The sequence below is a fragment of the Delftia tsuruhatensis NBRC 16741 genome, assembly GCF_001571325.1.
Lineage (GTDB): Bacteria > Pseudomonadota > Gammaproteobacteria > Burkholderiales > Burkholderiaceae_C > Comamonas > Comamonas tsuruhatensis.
Window position 1 is genome coordinate 97,068 of sequence record NZ_BCTO01000023.1, and the last position, 12,681, is coordinate 109,748.

A 12,681-nucleotide genomic window follows, 5' to 3' on the forward strand; every position below is an offset into this window, starting at 1 on the left:
TGCAAGGTTGCAGGGGCGCCGCGCGTCGGGTGGACGGCGGCGGCTTCAGTGGCTCAGCCTGGCATCAATGGGAGGCCTTGGCGTGGCTGTCGGTGGCCTCGCCCCGGGCCAGGGCCAGGGCCTGCTCGCTGCTGTAGCCCAGTGCTGTGAGGATCTCCAGGCTGTGCTCGCCCAGGCGCGGGGGCGACAGGCGCACATCCAGGCGCTTGCCGTCCAGCGTGAAGGGCAGCAGCACGGTCTTGGTCTCGCGGCCATCGGGCAGGGTGATGGGGGCCAGCGCGCCTGTGGCGTTCAGGTGCGGGTCTTGCAGCAGGTCCTGCGGGCGTGCGATGGGGGCGAAGGGCAGGCCGTTCTTCTCGAAGACCTCGGCAATGTGGGCAGCGCTGTGCGGGGCCATCTTCTCGCGCAGCAGCGGCATCAGCCAGCTGCGCGCCAGCACGCGGTCGTTGTTGCTGCCAAGGCGCGGATCGTCGCGCAGCTCGCCCAGGCCGAAGGCATCGCAGAACAGGCGCCAGGCGCCGTCGCTGACCACGGCCAGGAAGATCTGCTCGCCGCCCTGGACCTCGAACACGTCGTAGATGGCCCAGGCCGAGATGCGTGCCGGCATGGGCGCGGCCGGCTTGCCGGTGACGGCGAACTGCATCATGTGCTGGGCGACCAGGAAGATGTTGTTCTCGAACAGTGCGCTTTGCACTTCCTGGCCGCGCCCGGTCTTCTCGCGCTGGGCCAGGGCAGCCATCGCGCCCATGGCGCCGAACATGCCGCCCATGATGTCGTTGACGCTGGCACCGGCGCGCAGCGGGTCGCCGGGGCGGCCCGTCATGTAGGCCAGGCCGCCCATCATCTGCACCACCTCGTCCAGCGCCGTGCGGTGCTCGTAGGGGCCTGGCAGAAAGCCCTTGTGGCTCACGTAGATGAGGCGCTCGAAGCGGTCCTTGAGGCTGTCGTAGTCCAGCCCCAGCTTGCGCATGGTGCCGGGCTTGAAGTTCTCGCAGACCACGTCGGCCGTGGCGATCAGGCGCAGCGCGGCCTGCTTGCCTTCCTCGGTCTGCAGGTCCAGCGTCACGCTCTTCTTGTTGCGGTTGAACAGCGGGAAAAAGCCCGAGCCCGAACCCAGCAGCTTGCGCGTGGCATCGCCGTCGCGGCCTTGGCCCACGGGCTCGACCTTGATGACTTCGGCGCCCAGGTCGGCCAGCATCATGCCGCAGGACGGACCCATGACCATGTGGGTGAACTCGACCACGCGGATGCCTGCGTAGGGCAGTGGCGTGGCCTGGCCTGCGGCCGTGTCGGGGGAGGTGGGTTGGCTCATGGGAAAACGGTGAATGAATGTATGGGTTGTCGCCGCGGCTCAGGCCGGTGCGTAGGGGTGGGGCGCAAAGCCCTTGGGCAGTCCGGCCAGCGGCGTCATGCCGTGCAGCTCCTCGCCGGGCAGGCCTGCGGCCAGCGGCTGGCGGGCGGCGATCAGGCGATCGATGTCCACGCCGGTGCGGATGCCCATGGCCTCGAACATGAAGACCAGGTCTTCGGTGACCACGTTGCCCGAGGCGCCCGGCGCGTACGGGCAGCCACCCAGGCCGGCCAGCGAGGCATCGAAGGTGCGCGCGCCAGCCTCGTAGGCGGCCAGGCAGTTGGCCAGGCCCAGGCCGCGCGTATTGTGCATGTGGGCCGCGCCTGCCTGTTCGCCCAGCTCGGCCCGCAGCCGTGTGAACAGGCGCCGCACCTGGGCCGGGTTGGCCATGCCCGTGGTGTCGGACAGGCCCGATTCGTCGGCGCCGGCTGCCACGCAGGCCAGGGCCAGTGCAATCACTTCGTCCTCGGGCACCAGGCCCTGCAGCGTGCAGCCGAAGGCCGTGGAGATGCCCGCCTCGATCAGGGCATGCGGTGCGATCTCGTCGCGCAGCGCGGCAATGGCCCGCACCTCGTCCACCATCTGCATGGGGGTCTTGCGCACATTGGCCATGGAGTGCGCGGGGCTGGCCGATACGGGCAGCGTGACCTTGTGGACGCCGGCGCGCAGCGCAGCCTCGGCACCGCGCAGATTGGGGACCAGGGCCATCACGGTGACGCCGGGCAGCGTGATGGCGTGGGCGACCACCTCGGCCGCGTCGGCCATCTGGGGCAGCAGCTTGGGCGAGACGAAGGAGCCGACCTCGATCTCCTGCAGGCCCGCATGGGCCAGGGCGTCGATCCACGCCAGCTTGTGCGCTGTGGACATGGTGGAGGCCACGGACTGCAGGCCATCGCGCGGGCCGACTTCGCTGATGAGTACGTCAAAACGGTGGGAGGACATGGGCAGGGACATCCGGTGGTGGGTGGCGATGACCGCAGGATTCGCCTGTTGACATCGGTTGCTTGAGTCGTTCTAATAGATAGAACTTGATTCTCTCTATTGAAATATTCCTTGCTGCACGCGCCATCGTCAAGCCTGCGTGCCTGGGGTTTTCCCTTGAGTGCCTTTTTATGCCTCGCAAATCAGTGACGGAATCGGTAGCCGACGAGAACGCCGCGCCGGGCGGCGTGGCTGCGGTGGACCGGGCCTTGAGCCTGCTGGCCGCCTTTGGCGACGGAGATGACGGGCTGACGCTGGCCCAGCTGTCGGAACGCACGCGCCTGTACAAGAGCACCGTGCTGCGGCTGCTGGCTTCGCTGGAGCATGGCGGCTGGGTGCTGCGCATGGATGACGGCCGCTACGCCGTGGGCCCGGCCGTGGCACGGCTGAACACCGTGTATGCCCGGCATTTCTCGCTGGACAGCGTGGTCATGCCCGTGCTGCGTACCCTGGTGCAGGCCACGGGCGAGAGTGCGGCCTACCACGTGCGCCAGGGGCAGGACCGGCTGTGCCTGTACCGCGTGGATTCGCCCCATCCCGTGCGCGACCATGCGCGCACCGGCGATCTGCTGCCGCTGGGGCAGGGTGCGGGCGGGCGGGTGCTGTCCGCGTTCGATGCCGAGCTGTACGCCGCATCGCGCGGCGGCAGCCGCACGCAGCTGGCCCGCGTGCGCGCCGATGGCTACTGCGCCATGGTGGGAGACAGGCACCGGGAGATCGCCGGGATTTCTGCCCCGGTCTTCAAGCGCGATGGAGAGTTGGCAGCGGCACTGACACTGACCATGCCAGCCCACCGCTACGAGGAGCGCCACGCCCGCCATGTGCTGGCGGCGGCGCGGGAGCTGGGGCTCTTGCTGCCCTGAGCCAGGCGTGCGCGGTGCGCGGACTCAGCCCAGCGCCGTGTCCAGCACCATCATCAGCACAAAGCCCAGCATGAGGCCGCCCGTGGCAAAGGCCTCGTGGCCCTTGCGGTGCGACTCGGGAATGATCTCGTGGCTGATCACGAAGAGCATGGCGCCTGCCGCAAAGCCCAGGCCCCAGGGAAGCAGCGCGGCCGAGCCGCTGACGATGACTGCGCCCAGCACGGCGCCCAGCGGCTCCACCAGGCCCGATGCCATGCCCAGCGCCACGGCAAAGCTGCGCTTGTAGCCCGCAGCCAGCAGGGCCACGGCGACCACCAGGCCCTCGGGCACATCCTGGATGGCAATGCCTGTGGCCAGCGCATTGGCGCGCAGTCCGTCGTTGCCCGCATAGCCCACGCCGATGGCCAGGCCTTCGGGCAGGTTGTGCAGGGCAATGGCAAAGACGAACAGCCAGGTGCGCTGCAGCTTGCGCGCGCCTTGCGGGTCCAGGCCTTCGCGGCCCTTGATGAAGTGCTCGTGCGGCAGCAGCCGGTCCATGAGCATGAGCGCCGCGCCGCCCAGCAGGATTGCCGTGCCGATGACAGCGCCTGCCGCCCAGCTCCCGCCCCCAAACAGGCCCTGCGTACGCACCGCTTCCAGCCCCGGCAGGATCAGCGAGAAGGCGCAGGCCGCCAGCATGACGCCGGCGCCAAAGCCGAACAAGGTGTCCTGCGTGCGCTCGGACAGGCGCTGGGACAGCATCACGGGCACGGTGCCCAGGGCTGTCGCCAGCGCGGCTGCCGAGCCGCCGGCCAGGGCCTGGAAGACCACCGGATGGTTCTGGGCATAGGCCCAGAACTGGCTGGTGAGCGCCCAGGCGCCGGCCATCATGATGGCCAGGCCGATCCACAGGCGGATGTTGGACCGTACGCTGGTCTTGGAGCGGAAGCGTTGTGGCAGATCCATGCTGGTCGGGAATGGGTTGGGGCGTTGGCGGGCAGGCTTGGCCGATCAGCCGCGGGCTGCGGCGTAGCGGCGGGCCACTTCGGCCCAGCTGACTACGTTGTAGAACGCCGCGATGTATTCGGGGCGGCGATTCTGGTACTTGAGGTAGTAGGCGTGTTCCCACACGTCCAGGCCCAGGATGGGGGTGGCTCCGGAGCCGATGCCGGCCATCAGCGGGCTGTCCTGGTTGCCGCTGCTTTCCACGGCCAGCTTGCCGTCCTTGCCCACCACGAGCCACGCCCAGCCGCTGCCAAAGCGCGTGAGCGCGGCCAGGGTGAAGGCGGCCTTGAAGGCATCGAAGCCCCTCAGCTCCCTGTCGATGGCCTGGGCCAGCTCGCCCGAGGGGGCGCCTCCGCCACCCTGGTCTGTCGGGGCCATCACGGTCCAGAACAGGCTGTGGTTGGCATGGCCGCCGCCGTTGTTGCGCACGGCGCCGCGCACGCCTTCGGGCAGCAGGGACAGGTCGGCGATCAGCTGCTCCACGGGCTGGCTGCCGTGCGGCGTGTCCTTGAGTGCGGCATTCAGGTTGTTCACATAGGCCTGATGGTGCTTGGTGTAGTGGATCTCCATGGTCTGCGCATCGATATGGGGCTCCAGCGCGTCGTAGGCGTAGTTCAGGGGAGGCAGGGTGTAGTTGCTCATGTGGTTTCTTTCAGGGACTACGGGGGAAATCGGTGCGTCGTAAGGCGTGTGGGGGGGCGAGACCTGCAGTCAGTGCGCCAGCCGCGAGGGCAGGGCCGTTGCCGCGATGTTGAAGACCCGGGACGAGGCCTGCCGTGCCGCATCGATGGGGGCTGGAACGGGAGAGGGCAGGCTGAGGTCAGGGGTTGCTTGCATCTCTGCTGGATCCGAGGGTTTCAGAGATTCCTTGATATTGATCTGAGAATTGTATTATTCATGAGAATCATTCTCATTCAAAACAAAAATGACCTCAGTCAAGCTGATGTGTATTTCCTTGCGCGTGCAGGCAGGACCCGCAGTCGTGGGTTCCGGGCGAAAAAAAGCCCCGCAGGCGGCAATGCCTGCGGGGCCGGTCGGGTGGCGGTGGCCGCTTAGACCTGGTCGGCCGACAGGCCTGCAGTCTGGCTGAAGCCGCCGTCCACGTAGGTGATCTCAGCCGTCACGCCCGAGGCCAGGTCGGACAGCAGGAAGGCGGCCACATTGCCCACATCCTCGATGGTCACGTTGCGGCGCAGCGGCGATGCATCGGCCACGCGGCCCAGCAGCTTGCCGAAGTCCTTGATACCCGATGCGGCCAGCGTCTTGATGGGACCGGCCGAGATACCGTTGGCGCGGATGGCGCGGCCGTCTGCCGTGCGGCCCACGGCCTCGGCCAGGTAGCGCACCGAGGCTTCCAGCGATGCCTTGGCCAGGCCCATGGTGTTGTAGTTGGGGATGGAGCGCAGCGCGCCCAGGTACGACAGCGTCAGCAGCGAGGACTTGTCATTGAGGTAAGGCAGGGCCGCCTTGGCCATCGCGGGGAAGCTGTAGGCGCTGATGTCGTGCGCGATCTTGAAGCCCTCGCGCGACAGGCCTTCCAGGAAGTTGCCGGCGATGGCCTCGCGCGGCGCGAAGCCGATGCTGTGCACGAAGCCGTCGAACTTGCCCCAGGTGGCGCCCAGGTCGGCGAACAGCTTGTCGATCTGGGCGTCGTCGGCCACGTCGCAGTCAAAGATCAGCTTGGAGTCGAATTCGGCGGCGAACTCGGTGATGCGGTCCTTGAAGCGCTCGCCCACATAGCTGAACGCCAGCTCCGCGCCCTGTGCGTGGCAGGCCTTGGCGATGCCGTAGGCGATGGAGCGGTTGGACAGAACGCCCGTGATCAGCAGTTTTTTACCGGCGAGAAAGCCCATTGTTGTTCTCCAGAGGAAGTGAGTGGAAGTGCGCAGCAGCTGGCGGCGAAGGCGGGGCCCCGCGTCAGCGTTTGCCAGCGGGCGGCTGGCTGCGTGGTGCAGAATTGTCGCATGCGCCATTGGATGATTTCTTCGCTGCTGCTGGCCTCGGCGTGTGTGCCGGCGTGGGGCTCGCATGCCTATGCCCTGTGGGGAGAGCCCCGCTATGCCGAGGGCTTCAGCCATTTCGACTATGTCAACGCCAAGGCCCCCAAGGGCGGCGAGCTGCGCCTGGTGAGCAACCTGCGCATCTCCACCTTTGACAAGTACAACCCGTTCACCATCAAGGGATCGTCTCCGGCCTATCTGGCCGAACTGATGTTCGACACCCTGCTGTGGCCCTCGCTGGACGAGACCGCCACGGGCTACGGACTGCTGGCAGAGGATGTGCAGGCTGCCCCCGACGGCCTGTCGGCCACGTTCCGGCTGCGGCCGCAAGCGCGCTTTCACAACGGCAAGCCCGTGCTGGCTGCCGATGTCAAGTTCAGCTATGACACGCTGGTGGGGCCGCACGCATTGCCTGGCTACCGATCGCTGTTCTTCGATGTGGCGGGGGTCGACGTGCTGGATGAACGCACGGTGCGCTTTCGCTTCAAGCAGCCGAACCGGGAACTGCCGCTGGTTGTGGGCGCGATTCCCGTCTTCAGCCGCGACTGGGGCATGGAAAACGGCAAGCCCAAGCCCTTCGACCAGGTGGTGACGGATACGCCCATCGGCAGTGGGCCCTACAGGATAGGACCTGTGCGCTTCGGCAAGGACATCACCTATGTGCGCGACCCGGACTACTGGGGGCGCGATCTGCCCGCGCGCGTGGGCACGGCCAATTTCGACCGCATCTCCGTCAAGATCTACCGCGACAACACGGCGAAGCTGGAAGCGCTGAAGGCCGGCGAGTTCGACCTGATGCGTTTTTACAGCGCTGGCGACTGGGCGCGGCGCCTGTACGGCAAGCGCTTCGACCGGGGCGAGCTGGTCAAGGGCGAATTCAGCAACAAGCTGCCCTCGGGGTTCCAGAGCTATGTGCTCAACACCCGGCGCCCTTTGCTGCAGGACGTGCGCGTTCGCCGTGCGCTGGACCTGGCCCTGGACTACGAATGGATGAACCGGCAGATGTTCTACGGCTCCTACCAGCGCGTGCGCGGGCTGTTCGGCAACACGGCCTGCGAGACCCATGGCGAGCCCTCGCCAGAGGAGCTGGCGCTCATGGAGCCCCTGCGCAAGAGCATTCCGCCGGAGGCTTTCGGCCCTATGGCCGAGCCGCCGCGCACCGATGGCAACAACTCGCTGCGTGCCAACCTGCGCCAGGCGCGGCAATTGCTGGCCGATGCCGGCTGGACCATTCAGGATGGCGTGCTGCGCAATGCGCGGGGCCAGGCCATGGAGCTGGAGTACCTGGACAGCAGCGAGTCGGGCATACGCCAGGTCTCGCCCTGGATACGCAATCTGGAAAAGCTGGGCATACGGCTGCGCTTTCGTTCGGCGGACTTCGCGCTGTACCAGCAGCGCGTGGAGAAGTTCGACTACGACATCATCTCCATTGCCTACCAGGGCACGAACAACCCGGGCCAGGAATTCGCCGACCTGTTCGGCAGTCGGGCGGCGGACACGGACGGCTCGGGCAATTTTCCCGGAGTCAAGAATCCCGCCGTCGATGCCTTGATCCGGCGCATGACCGAGGCCAAGACCGAGGCGCAGCTGTTGCCCGCGTGCCACGCACTGGAGCGTGTCATCGCGCATGGACACTACCTGATTCCGCAGTGGAGCGCGGGAACGCACCGCATGGTCTACGACTCCTGGCGGCTGGTGCGGCCCGCCGTGGTTCCCGCCTACGCCAAGGGCGAGAGCTGGGCCATGGATACCTGGTGGGCCCGCATGCCGGTGCTGACCGCGCCGCCTCCATGAGCGGGCGCTGCCGCCGCATCGTTGCGATCCGTTGCATGATGGGCACGCTCCCGGGCCGGGGTGCCCCCCGGCAATCGACATAATGCAGGACTTCTTATGTGGGCCTACATACTCAAACGCTTGCTGCTGATGGTGCCGACCCTGCTGGGCGTGCTGCTGCTGACCTTCGTGGTCGTGCAGTTCGTGCCCGGTGGCCCGGTGGAGCAGTACCTTGCCGAAGCCAAGGCCAGCGTGGGCCGTGGCGGCGAAGGCGGTGGCCTGGCCTACCGTGGCAACCAGGGGGTGGACCCCCAGCGCATAGAGCAGATCAAGGCCCTCTACGGGTTTGACAAGCCGGCCCATGAGCGCTTCTTCCAGATGCTCGGGCAGTTCGCGCGGTTCGACCTGGGGCGCAGTTTCTTTCAGAACAAGGATGTCTGGCAGCTGATCAAGGAGAAGCTGCCGGTCTCGGCCAGCCTGGGCCTGTGGACCTTTTTCATCAGCTACCTCGTGGCCGTGCCCCTGGGCATTGCCAAGGCCGTGCGTGCCGGCTCGCGTTTCGACTTCTTCACCACGCTGCTGATCCTGGTGGGCTATGCGATTCCGGGTTTTGTGCTGGGCGTGGCGCTGCTGGTGATCTTCGGCGGGCAGCTGCAATGGTTTCCGCTGCGCGGGCTGACCTCGGCCAACTGGGATGAGCTGTCCTGGGGCGCGCGCATCGTGGACTATCTATGGCATATCGCGCTGCCGGTCACGGCCATGGTGGCGGGCAGCTTCGCCATCACCGCCATGCTCACCAAGAATGCCTTTCTGGAAGAGATCCGCAAGCAATATGTGCTGACAGCCCGCGCCAAGGGCCTGTCGGAGCGGCAGGTGCTTTATCGGCATGTGCTGCGCAATGCGCTGATTCCCATCGTCACCGGCTTTCCGGCCGCCTTCATCGGTGCCTTCTTCACGGGCTCGCTGCTGATAGAAACGCTGTTCTCGCTGGACGGCCTGGGCCTGCTCAGCTATGACAGCGTGATACGGCGCGACTATCCCGTGGTGCTGGGCACGCTGTACCTGTTCACGCTGATCGGCCTGGTGACCAAGCTGGTCAGCGATCTTTGTTATGTGTGGGTGGATCCGCGTGTACGGTTTGACTAGGTACCTTCCGAGCCGCTTCGCGGCTTGCCCGGTATGCACGGCGCCCTGTATCACGGGGGGCGGACGGGCGGCGCGTGGCGCCGGGCTTCGTTTCCTGGAGCGACATGGACACTGAAATGCAATCCGTTGTGGTTTCTGGAACGGGGCTGCCGGGGGCTGGGGCGCCTGCACCGCTGGCGGCGGCGGCGGTTTCGCCGGCGCGGCGGGCTTGGCTGCGGTTCAGGCGCAATCGGCTGGGATATTGGAGCCTGGTCGCTTTTTGCGTGATGGTGGTGCTGAGCCTGGGCGCCGAGCTGATCAGCAACGACCGGCCCCTGGTGGTGCGCTACGAAGGCCAGACCTACTGGCCGCTGTGGAACGATTATTCCGAGAAGACCTTCGGCGGCGACTTCGAGACGGCGGCCGACTATCTGGATCCCTACATCCGGGATCGCCTGAGCCAGGGTGGCAACTGGGCGCTGTACACGCTCAATCCCTACGGGCCGCAGGCGCTCAACTACTTTGCGAGCTTGCCCAATCCGGCGCCGCCCTCGCGCGAGAACCTGCTGGGCACGGACGATCGCGGGCGCGATCTGCTGGCGCAACTGATCTACGGCTTTCGCGTGAGCGTGCTGTTTGCGCTGGCGCTGACGGCCTCCGGCGTGGTGCTGGGCGTGGTGACGGGGGCCATCCAGGGCTTTTTCGGCGGCAGGACCGATCTGGCGTTTCAGCGCTTCATCGAGATCTGGGGCTCCATGCCCGAGCTGTATCTGCTGATCATCTTCAGCGCGGTGCTGGCGCCCAGCGTCTCGCTGCTGCTGGTGCTGCTGTCGCTGTTCGGCTGGATGGGGCTGTCGGACTATGTGCGGGCCGAATTCCTGCGCAACCGCCAGCTCGACTACGTGAAGTCGGCGCGTGCGCTGGGCGTGGGCAATGGCGCGCTGATCTGGCGCCATCTGCTGCCCAACAGCATGACGCCCGTGGTCACCTTTTTGCCGTTTCGCATGAGTGCAGCCATCCTGGCGCTGACTTCGCTTGATTTCCTGGGCCTGGGCGTTCCCCCCGATACGCCCAGCCTGGGCGAGCTGCTGAGCCAGGGCAAGAACAGCATCGATGCCTGGTGGATCTCGCTGTCCACCTTTGCGGTGCTGGTGGTGACGCTGCTGCTGCTGACCTTCATGGGCGATGCGCTGCGCGATGCCCTGGACCCGCGCAAGGCCGCTGCCACCGATGCAGCCCCGGCCGTTGATGCGAAGGACGCCGCATGAACGCAGAGCAGCCGGCAATGGACATGCCTTCCGCCCCCGGTCGCGGCCGGACGCTGCTGTCTGTGCGCAACCTGCGCGTGCGCTTTGGCAGCAAGGACGTGGTGCACGGCGTGAGCTTCGATCTGGCGGCCGGTGAGAAGCTGGCGCTGGTGGGTGAGTCCGGTTCGGGCAAGACCATCACGGCGCTGTCCCTGCTGCGGCTGGCCGGTGACGCCCAGCTGGGCGGGCAGGCGCTTTTCGACGGCCGCGACCTCCTGCGCCTGCCCGAGCGCGAGATGCGGGCCGTGCGCGGCGGCGACGTGGCCATGATCTTCCAGGAGCCCATGACGGCGCTCAATCCGCTGATGACCGTGGGCGAGCAGGTGGGCGAGGTGCTGCGCCTCAAGCAGGGGCTGACGCGGGCGCAGTCCCTGGCCCAGGCGGCCGAACTGCTGGCGACCACGGGCATTGCCGAGCCCGTGCGCCGTGCCCGCGCCTTTCCGCATCAGCTCAGCGGCGGCCAGCGCCAGCGCGCCATGATCGCCATGGCACTGGCCAGCAGCCCGCGCCTGCTGCTGGCCGATGAGCCGACCACGGCGCTCGACGTCACGCTGCGCGGACAGATCCTGCAATTGCTCGATGACCTGCAACGCCAGACCGGCATGGCCGTGCTGATGATCACCCACGACCTGCACCTGGTGCGGCGCTTTGCCGATCGCGTGGCGGTGATGGAGCGCGGGCAGCTGGTGGAGCAGGGCGAGGTGCCGGCGGTCATGGCAGCTCCGCGCCATGCCTACACGCGCAAGCTGCTGGCCAGTGTGCCGCGCCGCGATCTGGTCGAGGCGCAGGCCGGTACACCGGGGGCGGCTCCCGAGCCGCTGGTCCATGCGCAGGGCCTCAAGGTCAGCTACCCGGTGCCGTTGACGGGCGTGCGCGGCTGGTTTGGCCAGGGGCGTTTTGTTGCCGTGCAGTCCGCCGACCTGGACCTGATGCCCGGGCGCACCGTAGGTGTGGTCGGGGAGTCGGGCTCGGGCAAGTCCACGCTGGCCCAGGCCGTGCTGGGACTGCTGCCGCATGAAGGCCAGCTGCGCATCGCTGGTCAGGCCTGGAGGCAGCCGGCCACGCGCAACTCGCCGGCCAATCTTGCGCTGCGGCGCAAGGTGCAAGTGGTGTTCCAGGACCCGTATTCATCGCTGTCGCCACGGCTGACGCTGGAGCAGATTGTTGGCGAGGGCCTGCGCGTGCACGCCCCGGCGCTCACGGGGCGGCAGCGCCGTGACCGTGTCGTGGACATGCTGTCTGCCGTCGGGCTGACGGATGAGCAGTTCCCCGGTCTGCTCGATCGCTATCCGCATGAGTTCTCCGGGGGCCAGCGCCAGCGTATCGCCATTGCGCGTGCCCTGGTGCTGGAGCCTGAAGTGCTGGTGCTTGACGAGCCTACCAGTGCGCTGGATGTGACCATTCAGCAGCAGGTGCTGGGCCTGCTGCAGCGGCTGCAGCGCGAACGTGGCCTGGCCTATCTGCTCATCACGCACGATGTGGACGTGATCCGCGCCATGGCCCATGACGTGGTGGTGATGAAGGATGGTGCCATCGTCGAATCCGGCCCCGTGGCCCAGGTGCTGGGCGCGCCGCGTGAGTCCTATACCCAGCGGCTGGTGGAGGCTGCTGGCTTTTCGGGTGACGGCATGCCCGAAGGGTTCTGAGTTCGCCGGCCTGCCGCCGGGCCGCTACCAGCTGCCTGTGGGATTGACCCCGTCCTGAAGAATCCACTGCACCTTGTCCACGGGCACGCCCAGCAGCCGGGCCTGGGCCAGCAGGCGCGCTGCCACGCCATCGGGCAGTTCAGGGGTGCGCGAAAGAATCCAGAAATAGCGCAGGTCCGAGCCGACCACCATGGCCCAGCGGTAGTCGGCATCCAGGGCCACCACGTTGTAGCCGCCGTAGAACGGTCCGAAGAACGAGACCTTGAGCGCCGCAACGCCGGGGCCATGCACCGTGCGGGCCTTGCCTTCAGCGGACTTCCAGCGCCGGCGGCCTGCGTCGTAGCCCCGGTTCAGCACATGCACGCTTCCATCGGGAAGCGGCGTGTATTCGGCCTGGGTGCGCTCCAGGCCTTTTTCGAAGCGGTGGTCTATGCGGGCCACTTCGTACCAGCGGCCCATGTAGCGCTGGATGTCCCAGCCGCGTACGGGCTCCACTGTGGCAGGAATGGGCGGGTTGCGCAGGCCCTTCCAAAGCAAGGCGGCTGCAGCGGCCCCGACGGCAAGCCCAGCCAGGCCTGCCGCGGGCCGAACCCAGGCAGGGCGGGGTGTGGACGGGGTGGTGACTTCTGTGCGTGGTTGGCGGGGTGACAT

General features: G+C 67.2%; 12 protein-coding genes. 5 read left to right on the forward strand and 7 right to left on the reverse strand.

Annotated features, from left to right (window positions below; genetic code table 11):
* Positions 1-64 precede the first annotated feature (64 nt).
* Both DTS01S_RS11905 and DTS01S_RS11910 read right to left on the reverse strand, forming a co-directional pair.
* A complete protein-coding gene (locus DTS01S_RS11905) occupies positions 65-1,312 on the reverse strand; it encodes a CaiB/BaiF CoA transferase family protein (protein ID WP_043790188.1) in 1,248 nt (415 codons plus the stop codon).
* A gap of 39 nt (positions 1,313-1,351) precedes the next feature.
* Entirely contained in the window at positions 1,352-2,305 is a 954-nt protein-coding gene (locus DTS01S_RS11910; RefSeq protein WP_061287772.1) for a hydroxymethylglutaryl-CoA lyase, read from the reverse strand.
* A gap of 158 nt (positions 2,306-2,463) precedes the next feature.
* Here DTS01S_RS11910 and DTS01S_RS11915 point away from each other — a divergent pair, with 158 nt between their 5' ends.
* A complete protein-coding gene (locus DTS01S_RS11915) occupies positions 2,464-3,195 on the forward strand; it encodes an IclR family transcriptional regulator (protein ID WP_016452393.1) in 732 nt (243 codons plus the stop codon).
* Positions 3,196-3,219: 24 nt separating this feature from the next.
* Here DTS01S_RS11915 and DTS01S_RS11920 read toward each other — a convergent pair whose 3' ends face one another.
* The 4 genes from DTS01S_RS11920 to fabI all read right to left on the reverse strand — a co-directional run bounded on the left by DTS01S_RS11920 (position 3,220) and on the right by fabI (position 6,032).
* On the reverse strand, positions 3,220-4,140 hold the full coding sequence (locus DTS01S_RS11920) for a ZIP family metal transporter (RefSeq protein WP_016452392.1): 921 nt from the start codon (positions 4,138-4,140) through the stop codon (positions 3,220-3,222).
* Between the two features lie 45 nt (positions 4,141-4,185).
* A complete protein-coding gene (locus DTS01S_RS11925) occupies positions 4,186-4,821 on the reverse strand; it encodes a superoxide dismutase (RefSeq protein ID WP_061287773.1) in 636 nt (211 codons plus the stop codon).
* 69 nt (positions 4,822-4,890) lie between these two features.
* Entirely contained in the window at positions 4,891-5,016 is a 126-nt protein-coding gene (locus DTS01S_RS31190) for a hypothetical protein (RefSeq protein ID WP_255247318.1), read from the reverse strand.
* Between the two features lie 215 nt (positions 5,017-5,231).
* Positions 5,232-6,032: an enoyl-ACP reductase FabI gene (gene fabI, locus DTS01S_RS11930; protein ID WP_016448897.1), complete on the reverse strand. Its 801-nt coding sequence runs from the start codon at positions 6,030-6,032 to the stop codon at positions 5,232-5,234.
* A gap of 123 nt (positions 6,033-6,155) precedes the next feature.
* Here fabI and DTS01S_RS11935 point away from each other — a divergent pair, with 123 nt between their 5' ends.
* The 4 genes from DTS01S_RS11935 (at position 6,156) to DTS01S_RS11950 (ending at position 12,030) form a co-directional block, all read left to right on the forward strand.
* Positions 6,156-7,973, forward strand: a complete 1,818-nt coding sequence (locus DTS01S_RS11935) for an extracellular solute-binding protein (protein WP_016448896.1) — start codon at positions 6,156-6,158, stop codon at positions 7,971-7,973.
* Positions 7,974-8,069: 96 nt separating this feature from the next.
* On the forward strand, positions 8,070-9,098 hold the full coding sequence (locus tag DTS01S_RS11940; protein ID WP_016448895.1) for a microcin C ABC transporter permease YejB: 1,029 nt from the start codon (positions 8,070-8,072) through the stop codon (positions 9,096-9,098).
* A gap of 104 nt (positions 9,099-9,202) precedes the next feature.
* Complete coding sequence (locus tag DTS01S_RS11945; protein ID WP_074924285.1) at positions 9,203-10,345, forward strand: ABC transporter permease; 1,143 nt, start codon at positions 9,203-9,205, stop codon at positions 10,343-10,345.
* Positions 10,342-12,030 (forward strand): ABC transporter ATP-binding protein, encoded by a 1,689-nt coding sequence (locus tag DTS01S_RS11950; protein ID WP_046240372.1) that lies wholly within the window; start codon positions 10,342-10,344, stop codon positions 12,028-12,030. The genes DTS01S_RS11945 and DTS01S_RS11950 overlap by 4 nt, the downstream gene beginning before the upstream one ends.
* 24 nt (positions 12,031-12,054) lie before the next feature.
* Here DTS01S_RS11950 and DTS01S_RS11955 read toward each other — a convergent pair whose 3' ends face one another.
* Complete coding sequence (locus DTS01S_RS11955) at positions 12,055-12,681, reverse strand: lipocalin family protein (RefSeq protein WP_016448892.1); 627 nt, start codon at positions 12,679-12,681, stop codon at positions 12,055-12,057.

Coding starts and splice junctions, on each gene's coding strand:
- DTS01S_RS11910 (WP_061287772.1), bottom strand. CDS start 2,305: ATGTCCCTGCCCATGTCCTCCCACCGTTTTGACGTACTCATCAGCGAA.
- DTS01S_RS11935 (WP_016448896.1), top strand. CDS start 6,156: ATGATTTCTTCGCTGCTGCTGGCCTCGGCGTGTGTGCCGGCGTGGGGC.
- DTS01S_RS11920 (WP_016452392.1), bottom strand. CDS start 4,140: ATGGATCTGCCACAACGCTTCCGCTCCAAGACCAGCGTACGGTCCAAC.
- fabI (WP_016448897.1), bottom strand. CDS start 6,032: ATGGGCTTTCTCGCCGGTAAAAAACTGCTGATCACGGGCGTTCTGTCC.
- DTS01S_RS11905 (WP_043790188.1), bottom strand. CDS start 1,312: ATGAGCCAACCCACCTCCCCCGACACGGCCGCAGGCCAGGCCACGCCA.
- DTS01S_RS11950 (WP_046240372.1), top strand. CDS start 10,342: ATGAACGCAGAGCAGCCGGCAATGGACATGCCTTCCGCCCCCGGTCGC.
- DTS01S_RS11915 (WP_016452393.1), top strand. CDS start 2,464: ATGCCTCGCAAATCAGTGACGGAATCGGTAGCCGACGAGAACGCCGCG.
- DTS01S_RS11955 (WP_016448892.1), bottom strand. CDS start 12,681: ATGTCACCCCGCCAACCACGCACAGAAGTCACCACCCCGTCCACACCC.
- DTS01S_RS11940 (WP_016448895.1), top strand. CDS start 8,070: ATGTGGGCCTACATACTCAAACGCTTGCTGCTGATGGTGCCGACCCTG.
- DTS01S_RS11945 (WP_074924285.1), top strand. CDS start 9,203: ATGGACACTGAAATGCAATCCGTTGTGGTTTCTGGAACGGGGCTGCCG.
- DTS01S_RS31190 (WP_255247318.1), bottom strand. CDS start 5,016: ATGCAAGCAACCCCTGACCTCAGCCTGCCCTCTCCCGTTCCAGCCCCC.
- DTS01S_RS11925 (WP_061287773.1), bottom strand. CDS start 4,821: ATGAGCAACTACACCCTGCCTCCCCTGAACTACGCCTACGACGCGCTG.